General features: G+C 42.2%; 19 protein-coding genes. 15 read left to right on the forward strand and 4 right to left on the reverse strand.

The window, feature by feature from the left end; all coding sequences use genetic code 11:
- Positions 1–36 precede the first annotated feature (36 nt).
- Positions 37–732 carry an alpha/beta hydrolase gene (locus tag F909_RS08355; RefSeq protein ID WP_005151497.1) on the reverse strand — a complete coding sequence of 232 codons (696 nt, stop codon included), beginning with the start codon at positions 730–732 and terminating at the stop codon, positions 37–39.
- Between the two features lie 203 nt (positions 733–935).
- Here F909_RS08355 and F909_RS08350 point away from each other — a divergent pair, with 203 nt between their 5' ends.
- Positions 936–1,814: a helix-turn-helix transcriptional regulator gene (locus F909_RS08350; RefSeq protein WP_005151499.1), complete on the forward strand. Its 879-nt coding sequence runs from the start codon at positions 936–938 to the stop codon at positions 1,812–1,814.
- A gap of 102 nt (positions 1,815–1,916) precedes the next feature.
- Here F909_RS08350 and F909_RS08345 read toward each other — a convergent pair whose 3' ends face one another.
- A complete protein-coding gene (locus F909_RS08345) occupies positions 1,917–2,597 on the reverse strand; it encodes a PTS sugar transporter subunit IIB (protein ID WP_005151502.1) in 681 nt (226 codons plus the stop codon).
- A gap of 49 nt (positions 2,598–2,646) precedes the next feature.
- Positions 2,647–4,818: a TonB-dependent siderophore receptor gene (locus F909_RS08340; protein WP_005151505.1), complete on the reverse strand. Its 2,172-nt coding sequence runs from the start codon at positions 4,816–4,818 to the stop codon at positions 2,647–2,649.
- Between the two features lie 450 nt (positions 4,819–5,268).
- Between F909_RS08340 and F909_RS08335 the strand changes: the two genes are divergently transcribed.
- The 3 genes from F909_RS08335 to F909_RS08325 all read left to right on the forward strand — a co-directional run bounded on the left by F909_RS08335 (position 5,269) and on the right by F909_RS08325 (position 9,231).
- A complete protein-coding gene (locus F909_RS08335; RefSeq protein WP_005151507.1) occupies positions 5,269–6,345 on the forward strand; it encodes an amidohydrolase family protein in 1,077 nt (358 codons plus the stop codon).
- Position 6,346: 1 nt separating this feature from the next.
- The gene (locus F909_RS08330; protein WP_005151512.1) at positions 6,347–7,189 is read left to right on the forward strand and encodes an SDR family NAD(P)-dependent oxidoreductase; all 843 of its coding nucleotides are present in this window, start codon (positions 6,347–6,349) and stop codon (positions 7,187–7,189) included.
- A gap of 341 nt (positions 7,190–7,530) precedes the next feature.
- Positions 7,531–9,231: an NAD-dependent malic enzyme gene (locus tag F909_RS08325; protein WP_005151514.1), complete on the forward strand. Its 1,701-nt coding sequence runs from the start codon at positions 7,531–7,533 to the stop codon at positions 9,229–9,231.
- A 37-nt stretch (positions 9,232–9,268) separates the two neighbouring features.
- On the opposite strand, the gene F909_RS08320 is transcribed toward F909_RS08325, so the two are convergent.
- Complete coding sequence (locus tag F909_RS08320) at positions 9,269–9,691, reverse strand: Lrp/AsnC family transcriptional regulator (RefSeq protein ID WP_005151516.1); 423 nt, start codon at positions 9,689–9,691, stop codon at positions 9,269–9,271.
- A 223-nt stretch (positions 9,692–9,914) separates the two neighbouring features.
- Between F909_RS08320 and F909_RS08315 the strand changes: the two genes are divergently transcribed.
- The 11 genes from F909_RS08315 to F909_RS08265 all read left to right on the forward strand — a co-directional run bounded on the left by F909_RS08315 (position 9,915) and on the right by F909_RS08265 (position 23,189).
- The gene (locus tag F909_RS08315; RefSeq protein WP_171067315.1) at positions 9,915–11,189 is read left to right on the forward strand and encodes a Glu/Leu/Phe/Val family dehydrogenase; all 1,275 of its coding nucleotides are present in this window, start codon (positions 9,915–9,917) and stop codon (positions 11,187–11,189) included.
- Between the two features lie 80 nt (positions 11,190–11,269).
- Positions 11,270–12,475: an aspartate aminotransferase family protein gene (locus F909_RS08310; protein ID WP_005151520.1), complete on the forward strand. Its 1,206-nt coding sequence runs from the start codon at positions 11,270–11,272 to the stop codon at positions 12,473–12,475.
- A 21-nt stretch (positions 12,476–12,496) separates the two neighbouring features.
- Positions 12,497–13,540 (forward strand): arginine N-succinyltransferase, encoded by a 1,044-nt coding sequence (gene astA / locus F909_RS08305; RefSeq protein WP_005151523.1) that lies wholly within the window; start codon positions 12,497–12,499, stop codon positions 13,538–13,540.
- A complete protein-coding gene (astD, locus tag F909_RS08300; protein WP_005151526.1) occupies positions 13,540–15,009 on the forward strand; it encodes a succinylglutamate-semialdehyde dehydrogenase in 1,470 nt (489 codons plus the stop codon). Before astA ends, astD begins: the two co-directional genes overlap by 1 nt.
- Before the next feature lie 32 nt (positions 15,010–15,041).
- Complete coding sequence (astB, locus tag F909_RS08295) at positions 15,042–16,382, forward strand: N-succinylarginine dihydrolase (protein ID WP_005151529.1); 1,341 nt, start codon at positions 15,042–15,044, stop codon at positions 16,380–16,382.
- 33 nt (positions 16,383–16,415) lie between these two features.
- On the forward strand, positions 16,416–17,390 hold the full coding sequence (astE, locus tag F909_RS08290) for a succinylglutamate desuccinylase (RefSeq protein ID WP_005151531.1): 975 nt from the start codon (positions 16,416–16,418) through the stop codon (positions 17,388–17,390).
- A gap of 169 nt (positions 17,391–17,559) precedes the next feature.
- Positions 17,560–19,050, forward strand: a complete 1,491-nt coding sequence (locus F909_RS08285; protein ID WP_005151535.1) for an amino acid permease — start codon at positions 17,560–17,562, stop codon at positions 19,048–19,050.
- Between the two features lie 316 nt (positions 19,051–19,366).
- Positions 19,367–20,017, forward strand: coding sequence for a paraquat-inducible protein A (locus tag F909_RS08280; protein ID WP_005151537.1), 651 nt, complete (start codon positions 19,367–19,369; stop codon positions 20,015–20,017).
- Complete coding sequence (locus F909_RS08275) at positions 20,014–20,793, forward strand: paraquat-inducible protein A (RefSeq protein ID WP_005151539.1); 780 nt, start codon at positions 20,014–20,016, stop codon at positions 20,791–20,793. The genes F909_RS08280 and F909_RS08275 overlap by 4 nt, the downstream gene beginning before the upstream one ends.
- Before the next feature lie 99 nt (positions 20,794–20,892).
- A complete protein-coding gene (locus tag F909_RS08270) occupies positions 20,893–22,491 on the forward strand; it encodes a PqiB family protein (protein WP_416202068.1) in 1,599 nt (532 codons plus the stop codon).
- A complete protein-coding gene (locus F909_RS08265) occupies positions 22,488–23,189 on the forward strand; it encodes a PqiC family protein (RefSeq protein ID WP_005151542.1) in 702 nt (233 codons plus the stop codon). The genes F909_RS08270 and F909_RS08265 overlap by 4 nt, the downstream gene beginning before the upstream one ends.
- The last annotated feature ends 11 nt before the right edge of the window (positions 23,190–23,200 follow it).

Genomic DNA, 23,200 nt, shown 5'->3' on the forward strand with positions numbered 1-23,200 from the left:
GAATAAAGTGATTCCCCACACGCCGAAACTTATAATTTATTTTGCAAGAAATGCCACAGCTTCTGTAATCAAAGCTGAGATTTCTTTCGGATGAGAAGCCAGCGAGGCATGGCTTGCATTTAAAGAAATCACTTTTTTGGCATTTAAACGATCTGACATAACTGCTTGATTTTCTGGGCTGATCATTCGATCTTGAGTCGAAATTTGATACCAAGAAGGTTTGGTTTTCCAAGCTGGTGTAGAAATCGTATCCCCAAAGGTGCTGGCTAATGGCGCTTTTTGGGTAACGCCCATTGCAAAACCGTCATCTTTACTCAGGTCCTGACAGAAGCTTTCATGGAATTTATCTACTTTTAGCCAGAGATAACCATCACTGTCAGGTTCTAGATTAGGCGCAGCAACAGGTAAATGTTGTTGTGTAATTGCGCCAGGACTTTCATTGCTATCTGGTGCAAATGCGGCAATATAAACCAGACCGACCACATTAGGTTGATTGCCAACTTCTGTTATAACCGCACCGCCGTAAGAATGGCCGACTAACAAAACATCACCATTCACTTGGGCAATCATTTTTCGAGTGCGTTCAACATCATCAGCAAGAGAGGTCAGTGGAAGCTCGACAGCACGTAGAGCGCTATAGCCTTGGTGAGAGAGTTCAGTAATGACTTTATTCCAATGGGCAGCGCCGCCCCAAAAACCGTGTACAAATATAATGGTGGGTTGAGTACTCATGTGTGTCTCCTAGCTGAACGCTATTATCTTGAATTTTATAAGCTTAAGAAGGGAAGGTTGACTGTATAAGAATGGGAAAGAAGTTGGGCGATTTTTATACTAGCGAAATCTTCTGAAAAAGATTATTGGTGATTTGTGCGGCTTGTACAATAACTGAAACGCCAATGTTTTTGCAGAAACACTTTTAAGGACAGACGAGCAAAATGAGCGATGGGCATGTTTTAACAGATATCTTTTTTGATATTTATCGATTTGCTGAAATATCGGGTGAGATCTTCTGTCTGGAAAATTTTTCACAGCAGAAAAAGCTAAACTTTCATGCTCAGCATGCCTATATCCATATTGTTCAACATGCGCCTTGCAGACTTCAAATGAAACGACTTAATCTTGATCTGATCTTACAGGCTGGAGATATTATTGTATTGCCAACCAAGCTTGAGCATTCGATTGAAATCGTAGACGGATCAAGACTGGAAGCATCGGTGATTAGTTGTATTTTTCAGTTGAAAGGGATTTATGGCGAAGCAATTGCAGAAGGATTGCCCACTTATATCCATGTACCATCACATCATGATGCAGAAAAAATTGCAGAATGGGTACCGATGACCGTTGCTGCAATCAAACTTGAACTTGAACATCCAACGCTCGGGAGCAGGGTTATGCTGTCCCGAATTATTGATTTACTATTGGTTTGGTCGATACGTTTTTGGCTTGCAACAGAGACGATAGAGCATAAAAGCTGGATTTCCGCATTACGCGATCCCATGATGAGTAAAGCATTATCGTTAATGCATGCTCAACCTGCCTATGAATGGGATGTTGAATCACTGGCTCAACTTACCAAGCAGTCTCGCTCTAGTTTTTCTAAAAAATTTGTTGAATTGGTTGGGACATCACCGATACTTTATTTAAAAAACTGGCGTATGAAATTAGCCTGTCAATTGCTTACAGAAACAGATAAAAATATTGCACAAGTTTCGGAACTGGTTGGTTATTCCTCACAAGCAGCATTCACACGTACTTTTACACAGACTTTTGGCTGTTCACCCAAAGTATTTAGAAGTCGATTAATACAATCTTGATTGGACTAAACAAGCGGATTAAGTTGCTGGAGTTAAACAAATAATTTTCATATCTAAATGGAGTATCCTGAACTTTTACTGTATGCGAGAAAAAATTTAATGCTATTTTTCTACTAACCAGTAAATAGCAGCATCAAACAGTTTCAATCCATCTTCAGATAGATTGTTAAACGTATCATTATTCAAAAAGAACATGAGTCGCTTTGCAGGTGCAAGTGATTCGTAATCCATGGTTGCACCTTTTTCATAGCCCCAGATCGCGACTTTTTCAGGTTGCCCATAAATGGTTGCAATGATGGTTGCGCTTAATCCGGGTTTGCCCCAACTCATTGGTGCCTGTGCTTTATAGGCGTTGCGACTCCCCGCAGAAAGATGTGCAGATAGGGGGTGCGGTGCATTAACTAGCCATAAATAACGTTCTTTCTCCACTTCACCAAAATCAGTATCGATCCGTTTACCTGTCATCGCCAGATCATCGAGATAATCATTTTCCCAAGTCATCAACGGAATCGGGAGTTGTCGCCAACCTGATTGCAGATTTTTGGATGCTACTGTTGAAGAGATAATCACTAGATCCGCGTTTTTTAAACTGTTGGGGGAAACAGATTGATCGAGTACCTCAACCTGATAGCCCTTGCGTTGTAAGTATTGTTGAATAGCAACATCGGTAGCAAAGGAAGAACCTTTGAGCTGTGAAATGAGCGCAATTTTTGTCTGTGCGTAAACAGTAGATGTTAAGGCAGACAGAAGTGCGATCAGCATGATAGAAATAAGCTTGTTCATCTCGATCCTAAACAAGGGCAGTGAATCACTCACTGCCCTGATTCTATAATTAGAATTTAAACGTTGCTCGCAACACCGCTTGGCGTGAATCACCTTGAGACACAGCGAGATTATTGACGCTAGCAGTGTAATAGGTCTTATCAAAGATATTATTTAAATTAAATTGAAAATTCACCGCTTGTTTGGCAATAGTGGTGTCATAACTGACAAAGGCATTGGCAAGCGTATATTCAGGTAGCTCAAAGCTATTCTCAGAGTCTCCGGCACGTTTACCGACATAATTGCCACTGAGACCTAAACGTAATTTGCCATTGTAAAGTTCCCCATAATTATAGGCTAAGGCCAGAGAAGCTGTATCTCGTGCCACATTATTCAAGCGATTGCCTTGCAAACCAAGCTCATCTTCGGTGACTTTGGCATCAGTATAGGCATAAGTGAGGGTCGCATCGAGTTGATCAGTTAGTCGTCCAGTGAGGTCAAGTTCAGCGCCTTTGGAACGGACTGCACCTGTAGTATGCAGTTCGACCTCATTGCTTGATGGATTGGTTACTTTGGCCAAAACATTACGTTTTTTAATATCATAGAGTGCAAAGTTAGCTTTGATACGGTCATTGAACTCATATTTGGCACCCACTTCATAGGATTTTGCTTGTTCTGGGCTGACATCACCATCAATGACTGCATTGCCGCCAAGGGGGGCGATTGACGATGACGGTTTAAGGGATTCGGTATAGCTCCCATACAATGAAAGCTGGTCATTCCATTGATAGACTAAGCCTGCATGTGGAAGCCAAGCATCATCTTTGGTATTGGTATTTTCCTTAAATGGTCTGCCACGTCCAGCAGTCTGTTGATAATTGAGGTAACGACCACCGAGTACTGCAATCCATTTTTCATTTAAATGAATGGCATCTTGGACATATAAACCGTAGGTGTGTAATTTATCGGTTTGGTCACTGTCCGACGCGACAATATTCCGTGAAGCCTCAACCGCCCCATAGTGGGGATTTAAATAATCTAAAGTTGAGGTATCTCCGCGAACCATGTCAGGACGGAAATATTTACGGTATTCGATATCTGAACCGATTTGAAGATCATGTTTTAAGCCAAGTAAATTGACTGAACCTGTCAAATAGGCTTGGGCATTACTGTCTACGCTTTCGGCATTCAGCGTCGCATCGGTACGACGTGTCACCGTATGATTGATGGTATTTAATTTGGTTACACGTAACTGATTGGCATCATAAGTTTCATAGTTATAGGTATAGCCGAAGTGAGCTGACCAAGTATCATTAATCTGATGGTCAACTAATAGTTGTGCCAAATGAGCTTCACCTTTCATTTGGTTAAAGGCTTCATCCAAGCGCTGATATTTTGAGATGGGTAGGGCCTTCTTGGTTTTTGGATCAAAAATGGTCGAGCGGTCAAAAGGCACATCAAAATCACGATATTGATAACTTAAATTGACTTTAGTTTGGCCATTATCCCAACCCAATGATGGCGCAATTAAAGTCTGTTTGAGCTGACCGAAGTTACGCCAGTAGTCTGTATCGGAATGATCGACAATAAAACGATAGGCAAAGTTACTGTCACTGATTGCAGCCGTGGTATCCAGACTTGCACCTAAGCCATTTTTACCTGCGGCAAAGCTCGAACCATAAAGTGAAAACTCAGTTTTCTGCGTGCGTTCAGGTTTTTTTGTAATGACATTGACTACACCACCAGGATCCATAATGCCATAGAGTAACGACGATGGACCTTTTAAAACTTCGATCTGTTCGACTGCCGCATTCATGGTCCGACCTTGCACAATCGGCATTCCATTTACCGTAATTGAACCATCACGATTGTCACCAAAACCCCGTTTCATCACGGTGTCTTGAGTACCACCCAAAGTATTACCCTGTGTAATACCGCTGACTTGGGTGAGTGCATTATCTAAGTTTGCAGGCAAATAATCTTTTACGTATTGTTTAGAGACTACATTTACTGTTTGTGGACTTTCCAAATTATTTTTATTACCTCTCAAGGTTGATGCCGTTTGAGAGGTGATATAACTTGGAGTCTGTTCTGCATGAACGCTAATTGTTGCGAGTTGAGTCGGTTGTACAGAAGTCGCTTCTGCCCATGAGATGATAGGGATGAAAGATAAAAGCAGAGGGCTACTATGTTTTAAAACTTCAATAGTAATGAGATTTTGGCGTGGCGAGAAAGCAGACATAGGGATACCTGAGCGATATAAAAATCGAGGTGGTGCAGGAGAGACGCAGTCACTTCACCTAACAAGTATCGGTGAGTGTCGCAATAAGCGAGTCAAGTATATTTAAATGGGAATCATTTTCAAGTGAATAGTTGGAGGATAAAAATTTATAAAACTAAGATACTGATAATTCATTTATTATTCTTTAAAATTAATTTGTATGCTTTTCAGCTTTTGATCATATCTCGGTTTAACTAGGAGGAGATGTCATTACAATAAATTTTTAAAATGTAGTCCTGAAAGGTTTCATTGAAATGAATAAGATTCATATTTGAATATTTAAATAAATCATTTTATTCATAGTGATTTGTTGGGTAGGCTAAAACAACACAGGTATATAGAACAATTAGAGATCGCCATGGATGAGCAGTATTTAAAACTTGATGCTTTTATCTTATTTTGAGTATAACAATGACACGATTAGATTTTGCAATTATTGATCCGCATATCCATCAATGGGATCCTTACCATACACCACATTCAGCGGCACTGTTGGTCAAAGCTTTAGGCAAATATCCAACCGTGATGGATAAGGTGGTGCGGTTGGTTAAACCCAAACCCTTATTGGATACTTTAGGTTTAACTGCATATGCATTGAACCCCTATTTACCAGAGCATTACCAGACAGACACTTCGCTATTCTCAGTTGAGAGTGTAGTTCATGTCGAAGCCAACTGGCATCATCATAAAGGTTTTGGGGTGGTTGAAGAAACGGATTGGATTCAGCAATTAGATTTTAAAGCACAGGGTCTAAAACTAGGTGCAATTGTTGCAACAGCTGACCCAAGAGATCGAAAATTCAAAGATATTCTTAAAGCGCATCAGGATGTAAGCCCGCTATTCCGTGGTATTCGTAAAATGGCAGCTTGGCATCAAGATAGCGGTGTTTATCGTTGGTGTGATCGGCCACATTTATATCAAAACAAGAAATTCTTAAAAGGTTTTGAACAATTGGCAAAAATGGGTTTGTCTTTTGATGCTTGGGGTTATTCTTCACAACTAAATGAAATTACCGCGCTGGCTCAGCAGTTTCCAGACACTCCAATTGTGGTTGATCATCTGGCTACCCCAGTTGGTTTATTTGGGGCAGTGGGTAAAAAAACAGGCAAAACACTGGCGCAAAGAAATGCCATCTTTAAACAATGGCAACATGATATTGCACATTTAGCCGAGCAGAAAAATGTCCACGCCAAAATTTCAGGTTTAATGATGCCTGTGCTCGGCCATACATATTACAAACAGCATCGAACGGCGACCATTGCAGAGATGGCGAGTCTACTCACCCCATTGATTCAACATGCAATCGCTGTATTTGGTATAGAGCGGATTATGTATGCGTCTAATTTTCCGATGGATAAACCAAATACGACCTTAAATGATTTAATCCATGCCTATATTCAAATGATTGCACCCTATGGTGATCAGGCTTTGCATGCCATATTTAGACAAAATGCCGCCAATTTTTATCAACTTCCTTTAGAGCCATAATATGAAAAGTTTTAATCAAAAAGTCGCTGCAATTACAGGCGCAGGGTCGGGCATTGGTCAACAGCTCGCAATTTTATTGGCTCAACAAGGTGCACATTTAGCCTTAAGTGATATTAATGAACAGGGTTTGGCGGAAACACAGGCCTTGCTTCAGCAATATCCTGTCAAGGTTACACTGACAAAACTAGATGTATCAGATCAGACTGCAGTACGTGAATGGGCTGCAGAGAGCTTTAAGGCACATGGCAAGATCAACTTGATTTTTAATAATGCGGGCGTGGCTTTAGCAAGTACCGTAGAAGGAATGAACTATGATGAGTTGGAATGGATTTTAAATATTAATTTTTGGGGTGTTGTGTACGGCACCAAAGAGTTTTTGCCGTATTTAAAGCAAAGTGATGAAGGACATATTATTAATATTTCTAGTCTTTTTGGCTTAACTGCTCAGCCGACGCAAAGTGCTTACAATGCTACAAAATTTGCAGTCCGTGGTTTTACAGAGGCTTTACGCCAAGAGTTAAAAATACAGAATAATGGTTTGAGTGCAACGTGTGTACACCCAGGTGGAATCCGTACCAATATTGCCAACAGCGCAAGAATGAGTGAGAGCATTCGTAGCTTGGGGATGAACCCAGCCAAAGCGAGTCAGGCATTTAACAAGGTATTAAAAACCCCACCTGAGCAAGCTGCTAAAATTATTCTGAATGCAGTCAAAGCCGATAAAGCACGTATCTTGATTGGGAACGATGCCAAAATGCTGGATTTGATTCAACGCATCACACCAACGCATTATGGACAGGCACTTAGCTTTTTCACCAAGAAAAGTAAGAAAAAGAAAGCGTAATTATCTTGAACAAAAGGATGTTAATGATGCTTGTTGCTTTAAATAGGCATCATTTTTTAGATTTTATGGGTGCATGAAAAGCATGTGCAACGATATCACTACAATAATAGATCGGAGCTGGTGCAAAAATAATTCAAAATATTGCAGCTCTGCATGAAAAGTGATCTAAAAAAGGGACTACTATTTATTTCCTAAATAATGATTCACTTTACATGTAACTAGATTATTCGGTTTCTGACCTCGTTTGGTGTAAATTATTGTCCATGCCAAAGTTCTTTTTTGAAAGAATTTCAGCGAATAAATTTTTTTGTACATTTGAGAGAGAATCTAAAGAGTAAAGTATGTCTGTGAACCCTAGTAAAATCAAAAAACCTTTATATATTCACTATGCTGGAAACGCTCTTTTAGAACTACCTCTGTTAAATAAAGGCTCTGCTTTTTCTGAAGAAGAACGAGAGAATTTTAACTTGCATGGCCTAGTTCCGTACAATATTGAGAATATTGAAGAGCAGACCCAACGTTCATATCAACAGTATCTTTCATTTGATAACGACTTGAATAAGCATATTTATTTGCGAAATATTCAAGATACCAATGAAACGCTGTTCTATAATTTATTGAGTCAGCATTTAGATGAAATGCTACCGATTATTTATACCCCAACGGTTGGCGAAGCATGTCAGCGTTTCTCAGACATCTATCGTCGTCATCGCGGTATCTTTATTTCTTATCCTGAACGTCAGTACATCGACCAAATTATTCATAACGTGAACAAGAAAAACGTTAAAGTGATTGTGATTACAGATGGCGAGCGTATTTTAGGTCTCGGTGATCAGGGTATTGGCGGTATGGGCATTCCAATTGGTAAGTTGTCGCTTTATACCGCATGTGGTGGGATCAGCCCTGCCTATACCTTACCGATCACTATTGATGTCGGAACCAACAACCAAGAATTGCTTGATGATCCAATTTATATGGGCTGGAAACAGCCACGTATTCGTGGTGAGCAATATTATGAGTTTGTTGAGCAGATTATTACGGCGGTGCGTCAGCGTTGGCCAGATGTGCTGATTCAATTTGAAGATTTTGCACAAACCAATGCCATGCCATTATTGACGCAGTATCGCGATAAGATTTGTTGTTTTAATGATGATATTCAAGGGACAGCTGCGGTCACTGTTGCGACCTTAATTGCTGCATCAAGAGCGCAAGGCAAACAACTCAAAGATCAAACGGTTACTTTTGTTGGTGCTGGCTCAGCGGGATGTGGTATCGCAGAACAGATCGTCAGACAGATGATGGATGAAGGCTTGAGCGATCATGAAGCGCGTTCGCGTATCTTCATGGTAGATCGTTTTGGTTTGATGACTGATCAACAACCGAATTTGCTTGATTTCCAGCAAAAACTTGCAACTCCAGTGGATGCGATTCGCACGTGGGAATATACAGGCGACAATGTTGCCTTATTAGATGTTGTGAAAAATGCTAAACCGAGCATCTTGATTGGTGTGTCAGGGCAGGCGGGCTTGTTTAGTGAAGACGTGATTAAAACGCTCGCTAAATATTATAAGCATCCGATTGTATTGCCATTGTCGAATCCGACGTCACAAGTGGAAGCGCAGCCCAAAGATATTATTGAGTGGACGCAAGGCGCTGCAATTGTGGCAACAGGTAGCCCTTTTGCACCAGTTTATTTCCAAGGCAAGGTGTATAGCATTGCACAGTGCAATAACTCCTATATCTTCCCTGGAATTGGACTGGGTGTAATTGCCTGTGGCGCAACTCATATCAGCGATTCGATGTTAATGGCTGCGAGTACCGCTTTGGCAGACTGTTCACCACGTCTGAAAAATGCTGCGGCAGATTTATTGCCGAATATCAATGACATTCAACAAGTGTCTAAGTTCATTGCATTTAAAGTGGCAAAAGCTGCTATGGCTGATGGATTGGCAGTGCCATTGAGCAATGATGTGCTCAAACAGGCAATTGAAGATAACTTCTGGACACCAGAATATCGTAATTATCGCCGTGTGAGCTACTAAGCCATTCAATTAAAAAAGGACTCTACGGAGTCCTTTTTTAGGTTTTATAAGTAGAGAGCAGAATACTGGTCTCACTATTATAAATCCCTGAAATATTTCGAATTCGTTCCAAGGCCTTATCAAAGTTTTCCAAACTGTCAGATTGCAATTCCACCAGAATATCCCATTTACCATTGGTGGTATGCAGACGTTCAACGGCTGACTCTAAGCGCAGCTCTCGAATCACCGCCTGTGCACGCGTACCTTCCACCATAATATTCATCCATGCACGAATAATATTTTTTTCAGCATTGGGGCGAAATCGCACAGTGTATCCCGTGATCACGCCAGTAGATTCCATATATTCGATTCGTTTCTGCACCGTGGCACGAGAAACACGTGTTTTTGCTGCTAAGTCTGTAATGGATATCCGTGCATTGTCTTTGAGCAAGCCTAATATAATATGATCGATATTGTTCATTTTGGTATTTACTATGCGCAAATTGATAAAAATTAATTCATTTTAATCATTAAAATGAATTTTGTGAATCAATTTGATTCTTAATAATAGTGAATATACAAAGCCCCAAGCATTTTTACTTCGGCACTAAAGAAGCAGAATGCAGTTCAGGGAGGATGGGGTAGGACGCCCTTAAAAAAGGGAATCTGTGAATAACAGGGACAATTGATTAATTAAGGAATAGATGATGTCTTTATCATATGCGGCTCAAAATGGCAGTGCTTGGCAAACCTTTCTCACTCAAGTAGATCGCGTAGCACCTTATTTGGATGCTGACCTCAGCAACTTTGTGAATACGCTGAAAACACCAAAACGCACCCTGATTGTTGATGTGCCAATCGTGATGGACGATGGCTCAATCCGTCATTTTGAAGGTTACCGTGTACAGCACAATTTATCTCGTGGCCCAGGTAAAGGTGGTATCCGTTATCACCAAGATGTTGAATTGAATGAAGTCATGGCATTGTCTGCATGGATGACCATTAAAACAGCGGTATTGAATCTACCGTTCGGTGGCGCTAAAGGCGGTATTCGCGTCAATCCAAAAGAACTTTCACCGCGTGAATTAGAACGCTTAACTCGTCGTTTTACCAGTGAAATCAGCCCTATCATTGGCCCACAAATTGATATTCCTGCGCCAGATGTCGGTACCAATGCCAATATTATGGGCTGGATGATGGATACCTATTCAAGTATCAAAGGTCATACCGTAACAGGTGTGGTGACGGGTAAGCCAGTCCATTTAGGTGGTTCACTCGGTCGTGTTCGTGCAACAGGCCGCGGTGTATTTGTCACAGGTATGCAGGTTGCGGAACGTATTAAATTACCAGTCGAAGGCAGTAAAGTAGCGGTACAAGGCTTCGGTAACGTCGGGAATGAAGCCGCTTATTTGTTTAGCCATGCAGGCGCAAAAATTGTTGCGGTACAAGATCACACAGGTACGATTTTCAATCCAGAAGGGCTAGATGTCAAAGCACTGCAAAAGCATGTAGTCGAAACAGGCGGCGTGATGGGTTTTGTAGATTCAACTGTGATTTCAGATGAAGAATTCTGGACGGTTGATATGGATATTCTGATCCCAGCGGCATTGGAAGGTCAGATTACCGTTGAACGTGCACAAAAACTAAAAGCCAAAATCGTGCTTGAAGGGGCTAATGGTCCAACTTATCCAGAAGCGGATGATGTCTTTGTCAGTCGTGATATTACCGTTGTCCCAGATGTGATCTGTAATGCGGGTGGTGTAACGGTCAGTTATTTTGAATGGGTTCAAGATATGGCGAGCTACTTCTGGACTGAGGATGAAATCAACGAGCGCCTAGACAAATTGATGATTCAAGCGATTGCCGATGTTTGGAATACAGCGGCACAAAAAGAATGTAGCTTGCGCACAGCCGCTTATATTCTAGCGTGTGAACGTATTCTGAAAGCGCGTAAAGAGCGCGGTATTTTCCCAGGCTAATCAACTAGCCAAAAATAGCGTAAAGAGTCTGTTGAGCATTCAACAGACTTGAAGATCAAAACAGGAAGTGAGTAAACAAAATGAGCGAAGTCGCAATTACACGTAGCAATTTTAATGATTGGATGGTTCCAGTTTTTGCCCCAGCAAATTTCATTTTAGTACGTGGTGAAGGTTCTCGTCTTTGGGATCAAAACGATAAAGAATATATTGATTTTGCAGGTGGGATCGCGGTAAACGCTTTAGGTCATGCACATCCTGTGGCAGTAAAAGCCTTAACTGAACAAGCACAAAAGCTGTGGCACATTGGCAATGGTTATACCAACGAGCCTGTATTACGTCTTGCAAAACAACTTGTCGATAGTACTTTTGCGGATAAAGTTTTTTTCTGTAACTCAGGTGCAGAAGCCAATGAAGCTGCTTTGAAACTGGCACGTAAAGTTGGTTTGCTCAGTGGCAATGTAAACAAGAACCAGATTGTGGCATTTAAGAATGCCTTCCATGGTCGCACCTTGTTCACGGTGACTGCTGGTGGTCAACCTAAGTATTCTCAAGACTTTGCACCATTACCAGGTGGGATTGAACATACTGCATTTAATGACCTTGACGCAGCAAAAGCAGCGATCACTGAAAATACCTGTGCAGTGATTGTTGAACCGATTCAAGGTGAAGGCGGTGTTTTGCCCGCAGATATCGAATTTTTAAAAGGCTTACGCGCACTCTGTGATGAAAAAGGTGCAGTCCTGATTTTTGATGAAGTACAAACCGGTGTAGGTCGTACAGGATCATTGTATGCCTATATGAATACAGGGGTAACGCCTGACATTTTAACTACCGCAAAAGCATTGGGTGGTGGCTTCCCGATTGGTGCCATGATCACCACAGATCATTATGCCAACATGTATGCAGTGGGCGATCACGGTACAACTTATGGGGGTAATCCATTGGCCTGTGCGGTTGCTGGCGCAGTATTTGAATTCATCAATACACCTGAAGTATTAGACGGTGTAAAACAACGTCATCAATATTTTATTGATGCCTTAAACAAGATTAATGCTGAATATGGTCTGTTCAAAGAAATTCGTGGTCAAGGTTTATTAATCGGCTGTGTATTGAAAGATGAATACGCAGGTAAAGCCAAAAATATTGTGACCTTAGCGGGTGAAGAAGGCTTACTCGCTTTAGTCGCGGGTACAGATGTTGTTCGTTTTACCCCTTCATTGATCATTCCTCAACATGATATTGATGAAGGTCTAAGCCGTTTTGTTCGTGCATTAGCACGCCTCTAAGTTTGTTGTGAGCATCTAACCATGATGATTGTTAGACATGCAGCGCATCGGGACTTAGATGATATTTATCGTTTAGCGCAACGAGCGGGAGAGTCGGGCATCGGCCTGACGTCCTTACCACAAAATAAAGATATCTTGGCTGAACGTATTACACGGACTACTCGCACTTTGGATGGCTCTGTCGAGAAGTGCGAGGCAAGTTATCTGTTTGTACTCGAAGACACCAGCATTCACAAAATTGTGGGTGTAAGTGCAATCGAAGTTGCAGTCGGGCTGAATGAACCGTTTTACAACTTTCGTGTGGCAAAACAAGTACACGCATCTAAAGCTTTAAATGTGTATAAGACTTTAGACACTTTGTTTTTAAGTAATGACCATACGGGTTGTAGTGAACTCTGTACTTTATTTCTTGATCCTGAATATCGCAAAAACCAGAACGGTAAATTTTTATCCAAAGTCCGTTTTCTGTTTATTGCAGCTTTCCGTTCTTTTTTTGAAGAACGGCTGATTGCAGAAATGCGTGGTTTTTCAGATCACAAGGGACAGTCACCTTTTTGGGATTCGCTCGGTTATCTGTTTTTCAATATGGATTTTGCGGCAGCGGATTATCTCAGCGGTGTCGGGCAAAAAGCCTTTATAGCAGAGTTGATGCCGAGATTTCCAGTCTATGTTGACTTGCTCTCTTCTGAGGCGCGTGAAGTGATTGCAGAAGTGCATCCACATACACTACCTGCGGCAAAGGTATTGATGTCAGAAGGTCTTAAATATCAGGGGTATGTCGATATTTTTGATGCTGGACCAACACTGGAAGCCAATACTGCTGAATTACGGGCTGTGAAAGAGAGCCGCTTGCTTAAAGTCAAATTCACTGAGCAAGTTGAAAGTACTGAGGCACACTTTTTGGTTGCCAATGACCGATACAAAGATTACGCCGTACTGTTGATCAATAACAAAGTCGATGAAAGCGAGACTTTGCATTTAACGGCAGCACAAGCACAGGCACTGAATATTGCTGAACACGATGAAGTACGCGTTTTAGCATTAGATAAAATGGAGAAGAACTAATGTCACAAGGTGCATTATTAATTGATGGTGCTTGGGTTCAAGGACAAGGAACCGCATTTGAAAAAACCAATCCTGTCAGCAATCAGCACATTTGGGCGGGGCATGAAGCAAGCCCAGCCGATGTTGAACAGGCATGCCATGCAGCACGTCAGGCATTTCCAGCATGGGCACGCTTAGCGTTAGATGAGCGTATCGCAATCATTGAGCGTTTTGCTGGCTTATTGGAACAACATAAAACCCTATTGGCTGAAGTGATTAGTCAGGAAACCAGTAAACCACTTTGGGAAACTTTGACCGAAGTGCAATCGATGATTGGCAAAGTGGCGATTTCGATTCGTGCTTATCATCAACGTACAGGATTTAGCGAAACTGAAATGCCAGATGGCGTCGCTTCACTACGTCATCGTCCACATGGTGTTCTTGCCGTATTTGGTCCTTATAACTTCCCAGGGCACTTACCGAATGGTCATATTGTTCCTGCATTGATTGCAGGTAATACCGTGGTATTTAAGCCAAGTGAACTCACCCCTTGGACGGCTGAAGAAACGGCAAAATTATGGCAGCAAGCAGGTTTGCCAAACGGTGTGTTGAATATCGTACAAGGTGGACGCAGCACAGGAGAAGCACTTGCTGCGGCTGAGCAGATTGACGGCTTACTGTTTACAGGCAGTGCCAATACGGGTTATCACCTGCATAAACAAATGGCAGGTGCACCTGAAAAAATCCTTGCTTTGGAAATGGGCGGCAATAATGCCTTGATCATTGACGAAGCAACCGATGTTGATGCCGTGGTGAATTTAGCCATTCAATCTGCATTCGTTTCTGCGGGGCAACGTTGTACTTGTGCACGCCGTATTATTGTTAAACACGGTGCCAATGGCGATGCCTTCATTCAACGTTTTGTTGAAGTGGCTAAAAACTTAGTCGTTGGTACATGGAATGCTGAACCACAACCTTTTATGGGCGGTGTCATCTCTGCGCATGCAGCGGAACAGATGTTGGCAGCACAAAGCAAGCTCATTGCTTTAGGCGCAAAACCATTGTTAGAAATGACGCGTCCACAAGCTGAGAGTTCGTTGCTCACCGCAGGTATTTTAGATGTCACACAGGTGACCGATATCCCTGATGATGAATACTTTGGTCCATTGACCACGATTTATCGCTATAACACTTTCGATGAAGCGCTAAAGATTGCCAATAACACCCGTTTTGGTTTGGCTGTTGGTCTGGTTTCACCTGACCGTGATTTATTTGATCGTGTGTTGATTGAAGCGCGTGCAGGCATTGTGAACTGGAACAAACCATTAACAGGTGCATCCAGTGCAGCACCGTTTGGTGGGGTGGGAGCGTCTGGTAATCATCGTGCCAGTGCTTTTTATGCAGCGGATTATAGTGCATGGCCGATGGCTTCACTAGAAAGTGACAGCGTTACTTTACCTTCAAAATTATCACCGGGCATTGTGCTGTAAGTCGGCTCATATAGGGACACAGGGAGAGAAAAATGTCAGGTTATGAAATTAATTTTGATGGTTTAGTAGGGCCGACACATCATTATGCAGGTTTATCCTTTGGTAATGTTGCATCAACCAAGAACCGCAATAATGCGTCCAATCCTAAGTTGGCGGCAAAGCAAGGCTTGAAGAAAATGAAAGCACTTGCGGATTTGGGACTCAAGCAAGGTGTGTTTGCACCCCAAGAACGTCCGCATGTGCCAACACTGCGCCGTTTAGGTTTTACGGGCAGTGATATTGATGTTATTGCCCAAGCCATGCGTACTGCACCAGCACTGTTGTCATCGCTCAGTTCAGCATCTTCCATGTGGACTGCGAACTCGTGTACGGTGTCGCCATCGGCAGATAGTGCGGACGGTCGCATGCATTTTACTGCGGCAAACTTGAATAATAAGTTCCATCGATCAATTGAGCATCATACGACCACGCGTATCCTACAAGCGATGTTCAAGAATGATGTATATTTCGCGCACCACGAAGCATTGCCAGAAGCCGCTTTATTTGGTGATGAAGGGGCTGCCAATCATAACCGCCTTGGTGGTGCTTATGATCAGGCTGGTGTGCAGGTCTTTGTTTATGGCCAGCAACAGCTCGGTGGAAGCGTTGCGCCGCAGAAATTCCCTGCACGTCAAACGCGTGAGGCGAGTGAAGCGATTGCACGATTACATCGTTTAGATGCGAAACGTACGGTGTTCATTCAGCAAAACCCAGATGTGATTGATCAGGGTGTGTTCCATAACGATGTCATCGCGGTGAGTAATCAGCAAGTCTTGTTTCATCACCAACAGGCCTTTTTAAATCAAGCTGATGCATTGCATGAAATCCGTCAAAAAATGGCGGGAATTGGGCAGGAATTTGTGTCGATTGAAGTACCTGAAAGTCGTGTCAGTGTTGAAGATGCGGTATCGACTTACTTGTTCAATAGCCAGATTCTAACGCGCGCTGATGGTGGCATGAGTATTGTGGTGCCAGATGAATCGCGCCAAAACAAGGCGGTATGGAGCTATTTAAGCGACATGATTCAAATGGGCACACCAATTGATGACATTAAGGTATTTGATTTGCGTGAAAGTATGCGCAATGGCGGTGGTCCAGCATGTCTGCGCTTACGTGTCGCGGTGAATGACACCGAACTTGCTGCGGTCAATCAAAACCTGTTTATGAATGATGCATTGTTCAAAACCCTGAATCAGTGGGTTGATCAGCATTATCGTGACGAGTTAACGCAGGACGATTTGGCCGATCCAAGTTTATTGATCGAAAGCCGTACTGCGTTGGATGAACTCACCAAAATTTTGGCTTTAGGCTCGGTTTATCACTTCCAAAGATAAACAGTAAACAAAGGCTTTTAAGGATGAAAGTACATGGTTGATCTATTAACGTTGACTTTAGAACAACGAGTCCCTGTGCAAATGCAAGGGGAAACCGCTGGGTTTACATGGAAATGGCTAGGTGAAGGGCTATTACAATGTACGCCTAAGACAAGTTATAGAAAAACCATGGTGCTTTCTGCAGGTATTCATGGCAATGAAACCGCACCCATCGAATTATTGGCAAATATCATCAATGATGTATTTGCAGAACGTTTAAATCTGGCAGTGCGGGTACTTTTTGTGTTCGGTAACCCCGAAGCGATTCGTCATGGTGTTCGTTATCTTGAAAATGATATGAACCGTATGTTTTGTGGTGCCTATCAAGATTTAATTCAAGACCAAGAAACTGAGCGGGCAGCATATTTAGAGCAAGTAACGGCAGATTTTTTTGCTGATAGCTCGCTAGAAGCACAGCGTTATCACTATGATTTACATACTGCCATTCGTGCATCGCTCTTACCTGTGTTTGCCTTATTCCCTTATCAGACAGCGCCTTATGATGACTTTCTGATCCAAAGTTTAAAGGCTGCCGATTTGGATGCTTTGGTCTATCACAATGCGGCTGGGAAAACCTTTACTCACTTTACGACTGAACGTTTTCAGGCAGCGAGCAGTACTTTGGAATTAGGCAAGGCCAAGCCTTTTGGCGAAAATGACTTAGCTGAGTTTGCCAGTACTGACCAAATGCTGCGTGCCGTACTTTCAGATCAGGCGCTACCGATTAGACAGAAATCCGAAATTCGCCAGTTTAAAGTAGTGGATTCTATTTTAAAGCAAAGTGACGATTTTCAATTGAATCTGAGTGCCGCTGCACCGAATTTTTCTACCTTTCAGCAAGGTGAGGAAATTGCGACTCAGCAAGCTGGCAATTATGTCGCGCATGATCAGCAAGTCTGGATTTTATTCCCAAATCCCAAGGTGAAAACAGGACTTAGAGCTGGATTGATATTAAAAGAAATGAACTAAGACATTGCCAATGAAGCGGCTAGATGTGGTTATTGGATGAAAATACATGGAGTTTGAATATGGATGTTCAATAGAACAAAACGTGTCAAAGAATATCGTTTAGATATTCGTTTTTATGAATCAAAAGCAAGGACAGGTTGTCATAAGAATACAGTTGGAGTGACCGTGTATGAGTAACAATAACGAAAAGACATTTCCATCAGGCCAAGCCCTGAGTGGACAGTATGTACCACAGCAGGATGTCGCCAGTTTATCGGGTACTTCAAGCGCAGAGATTGAAGTAGGTAAACCATTGAAACGTGCCATGACCAAGCGTCATCTGGTAATGATTTCTTTGGGGGGCGCAATTGGAACAGGGCTATTTTTAGGCTCTGGAGATGTCATTTCTCAGGCTGGTCCAGTCGGTGCGATTCTCTCTTACCTACTGGGTGGTGTGATTGCATACATGGTGATGTTGTGTCTCGGTGAACTTGCGGTACAGATGCCAGTGTCGGGTTCTTTTGGTGAATATGCCAGAACCTATATTGGTCCTGGAACAGGCTATATGATTACATGGCTGTACTGGCTCACATGGACGGCAACGCTAGGCACCGAATTTACCGCTGCGGCTTTACTGATGCAGGAATGGTTTCCTTCTATTTCCATGTGGACGTGGACTTTATTATTCGCAGGATTGGTTTTCACCCTGAATGTCAGTTCTACACGGCTATTTGCTGAGTCCGAATTCTGGTTGTCTTTGGTTAAAGTCTTGACCATTATCTGCTTTATTGGATTGGGTTTAGCCGCTATTTTTGGCTTTATTTCCTATCATGGGCATGAGTCGGCACCATTGTTTAGCAAATTGACAGAACATGGTTGGTTTCCAAACGGTATTTTCCCAATTTTCGCGACGATGTTGATCGTGAACTTTGCATTCTCGGGCACAGAGTTGATTGGTGTCGCGGCAGGTGAAGCGGAAGAGCCTGCTAAAACCGTACCAAAAGCAATCAATGCGGCCATCTGGCGCTTATTGATTTTCTTTGTCGGTACTATTGTGGTGATCTGTGCATTACTGCCTTATGAAATGGCAGGTTTAAATGCCAATAGTGTCAGCAATAGTCCATTCGTCACAGTATTTAATTACATTGGTATTCCATACGCAGAAGACATTATTCGTTTTGTGATTATTACTGCGCTTTTGTCTGCGGCAAACTCAGGTTTATTTGCAGCTTCTCGAATGATGTGGTCATTGTCTGAGAAGAAGCAGCTACCGAAGGTATTTTCAAAATTAACCCGTTCAGGAACGCCGATTATTGCGATTATTGTGACCATGTTTGGCGCAATTCCTGGATTATTATCGGAACATTTTGCACCTGAAACGATTTTCAAAAACTTATTGGGTGTTGCTGCCTTTACCATGGTGGTGGTATGGATTTCGATTTGTGTCTCCCAATTTAACTTCCGCAGACAATGGCTTAAATCGGGTAAAACAGTCAAAGACCTAAAATTTGCTGCGCCATTATTCCCACTAACACCGATTTTAGGTGGTGTATTTTGTGTGATCACCTGTATTAGCATGGTGACCGATCCATCGATGCAAGTCGGTTTTGTTTGTTGTGTCCTGTTTATTATCGCATGCTATGCGAGCTACAATATTTTTTATAAAAACAAAGCTGTTTAAATAACTTTTTTATTTAAACGTAATAATATAGACGAATAGGTTGTAGACATGAGCTGCAACCTATTCGTCTTTTTTATACATGATAATAGGGCTAGCGTGTGGTCGCAGATAGATTAACCCGTACCTGAACTATGGCCTTTCTGATAAAGACTGAATAAGCCATCAAAAAATATGATCGATAATTCTTTTAGATGATGATTTGTTTACATATTGTGTAAGAAATACAGTCCTTGGTTGTGATTGCAAAAATAAAAGGTATAAATGGGTTGAGTCGATTTTTTAAACAACAAAGAATCTAGGTGATGAGTTTGACTTTATGGCGAATAAAAATAATCCAACCTTAGCGATTGGTCAGCAAGTCAGACTCACTGAACTGGCGGGTTGCGAAGAATGCGATGCAATATATCGTAGGGTTGAGCTTGCATCAGGCGAACGGGCTTATTGTACCTGTTGTGGTGCGGAGTTGTATCGTCGAAGTCGATCTTTTTCGTCTTTGCTTGCCTTGGTCGTTACTGCACTAATTGTCTTTGTGATTGCCAATAGTTTCCCCATCGTCATTGTTGAGCTACAGGGGAATACTTCACAGACCACTTTAATCGGTGCTGCATGGACCATGTTTCATATTGATCGTGCATTGGTCGGTGTTTTGATTCTGATTACAACTTTTATTGTTCCTTTGATTGAGTTGTTATTGCTGAGCTATGTGCTTTTCTTTATTAGTGTGTTGAAGATCAGGCCTCAATTCTTAACTTTGGCGCTGAGAGCCTTATTTTTGTTTCGGACATGGGGAATGGTAGAGGTTTTTTTAATTGGTGTACTTGTAACTTTGGTCAAACTTGTGGGGATGGTTACCGTCATTCCTGGTGTTGCACTGTGGGCATTTACATTATTGAGTGTGCTTTTGGTCTATATTGCCTCAGTAAAGATTAAAGATATCTGGGATGAAGTTGATCGGAGTGTGGGATGAAGCAAAAACATGACCATGACACCGAGATTGGTTCAATTGTAGAACACCTTTCCGATGTTGATTTACAGATTAAAAATTATGTCAGGGCAAAACAGGTTGGGCTCATTCAATGTCATTGCTGTGGATTACTAAATTCTGTAGCGAGTCACACAGATCTGGAAAATCATGCTCAATGTTCGAGATGTAAAAGTACATTGCATTCACGTAAACCACAAAGTTTAAATCGTACCTTCGCTTTAGTGGTTGCGGCTGCTATTTTATATATTCCAGCCAATGTATTACCGATGACGGTTACAGATTCATTATTGGGACGTCAGCAAGATACGATTATCAGTGGAGTCATTTATTTCTGGCAAAATGGGGATTATCTGGTGTCTGTGGTCATTTTTATGGCCAGTATCTTTATCCCGATTTTAAAATTACTGATTCTGGTATTTTTACTCGTTGCCGTCTCCATGCAGTCTTCTTCAAAATTGCATTTTTCACCTGAACATTGTGCCTTGCTGTATCGGATTGTTGAGTTTATTGGACGCTGGTCAATGATTGACGTCTTCGTCGTGGCATTATTAACGGCACTGATACAGATTCAGTCGCTTGCAACCATATTGGCTGGACCAGGTGCAGTGGCTTTTGGTGCTGTGGTGGTGTTGACCATGTTTGCTTCACTGAGTTTTGATCCAAGAATCATTTGGGACAATTATTTCAAGGCGCATGAAGCAAATGCGCAACAATCAAATCATTTGAAAGGAACGGCGATTCATCAATTAAAAAGTTAAGATTGAAGATGAACCTTATTTTTGACCTATAAAAGAAAGATCACTATGTCAGAAAATACCCCGAATAGCCGAGATTCTGAAGAAAATACTACGGTGTTAATGCAGAACGATGCAATCTTCGATGAACCTGAAAAAAAGAAGGGACGTTGGAGACCTGCGCTCATTTGGCTGGTTCCATTTATTGCGCTTTTAATCGCACTTTCGCTTGCAGCAAAAGCCGTGCTGGATACAGGTCCAACCATTGAAGTGTCTTTCCGAACAGCAGAAGGTTTGGTGGCCGGGAAAACGACAGTACGTTATAAACAGGTCGATATTGGTTTGGTTCGACAGATTGATCTTTCGGATGACCGATCTCATGTTATTGCCAAAATTGAATTACGCAAAGATGCCAGTAATTTTGCAGCCAAAGATTCGCGTTTTTGGGTAGTGAGACCTCGAGTAGGAACGGGTGGTATTTCGGGTATTGATACCTTACTCTCTGGTGCATATATTGAAGTCGATGGGGGGAAGGCTGAACAGAAGCAAGAGAATTTTACTGGGCTTGAAGTTCCGCCTGTAGTGTCATCGGACATACCAGGGAAGGTCTTTTTCTTAAAAGCACAGGACTTGGGGTCACTTGATGTTGGCGTGCCGATTTACTATCGTAGAATTAATGTTGGGCAGATTACGGCTTATAAATTGGCTGCCGATGGAAAAAGTGTTGAACTACAAACCTTTATTCAATCACCATACGATAAATTCGTAACCACAGATGCACGTTTTTGGCAGGCCAGTGGGGTTGATGTGACCTTAAATGCATCAGGATTTAATCTGGATACGCAATCGTTTGCCAGTATTATTGCGGGCGGTATTGCCTTTGGCTATCCAGAAAATTCTGCTGGCGCTATTGCACCAGACAATAGCTATTTTACTTTATCGGACTCTCGTAAAGAGGCCATGAAGGAACCTGATGGTAAGCCGCGTCCAATTATTATGTACTTTGATCATTCGCTTCGTGGTTTAACCGCGGGTGCACCAATAGACTTTATGGGTATTGAGATTGGTAATGTCAAAGCTATCAATGTCGAATTTGATCAGTCTTATACGCATTTAAGAATGCGCGTGGATGCCGTGATTTATCCATCACGTTTAGCCCATGGCAAAGAGCTTGATCCAGATGGCGAAATTTTTAAATACTTTATTGAGAGAGGTTGGCGTGCGCAGATGCGGACGGGTAATTTATTAACAGGTCAGAACTACATTGCCTTTGATAAGTTTCCAAAAGCCAAAGCCGCCTCTTTAATTACGAGACCAGATGGGCGTGTTGAAGTACCAACGACTGCAACAGAGTTGAGTGGTTTACAGGCACAAGTTTCACAAATCGCAGATAAAGTGAGTAAGTTCCCACTCGAAGAAATTGGACAAGATGTTCGTAAGACGCTTAATAATATGAACACGACCATTGAATCGACAGATAAATTGGTGAAACAGTTGGATGGCAAAGTTGCACCAGGCTTACAAGCGACGCTGAATGATGTGCGTAAAACGATGCAATCGAGTGAATCTATTTTGTCGAGTGATGCACCGATGCAGCAGGATGTGCGTAAAGCATTGCAGCAAATGACTCGAGCTGCTGCATCTTTACAATTAATGGCGGATTATATTGAACAGCATCCTGAATCACTGATTCGGGGTAAAAAAGCAGAGGCAAACAAATGATAAGAACAATGATCGCTAAACATTCACATGCTGTAGCAGGTGGGCTCAGCAGCGTGAGCATCTTATCGGCTGCTGTGTTACTCACAGCCTGTTCGGGTTCACCCACACCGAATTATTACACGTTGGCAAGTAAAGTTTCTCCATTGCCAAGTTCAAAGGTCAGGGTCATTGAAGTATTGCCTGTTGGATTGCCAGACCGTATTAATCGAGCACCGATCGTCATACAGGATGCAGCGGGTAAATCTAAAATCATGGAGAATGAGCGTTGGACATCCACGCTCGGGGCTGAATTAAGAGATAATCTGTCCGCTGGTTTACAGCAAAAGCTTGGTGCTGTTGATCGATACAGCAGTGGCATGGTCGGTGGTAAAGTGTCGTATCGTGTTGCAACTGACTTTTCACATTTTGATATTGTTAATACGAGTGATACCGCAAAGAAAAATGTCGAAGTGTCGGTTGCTTGGATCATTAAGCGCAATGATCCCACCGTTGCTTTAGATCAGAATCCTGTGCAAAACCAGCAGTTGGCATGTCGTATGAGTTTTAGCCAGCCGATTTCAGGAAATACGGAGCAATTGCAGAATATCGTGAGCGCAGCAAGTGGTTCATTAAATCGAGTGGTCGATGCGATTGCACTGTCGATAGTGGCATCGGACTCAAAATCTCCGATTAACCTAAATGGGGTAATTTGTTCATAATTTGAATAAAA

It is taken from the genome of Acinetobacter sp. ANC 3929 (assembly GCF_000369405.1).
In the GTDB taxonomy this organism is placed as follows: domain Bacteria; phylum Pseudomonadota; class Gammaproteobacteria; order Pseudomonadales; family Moraxellaceae; genus Acinetobacter.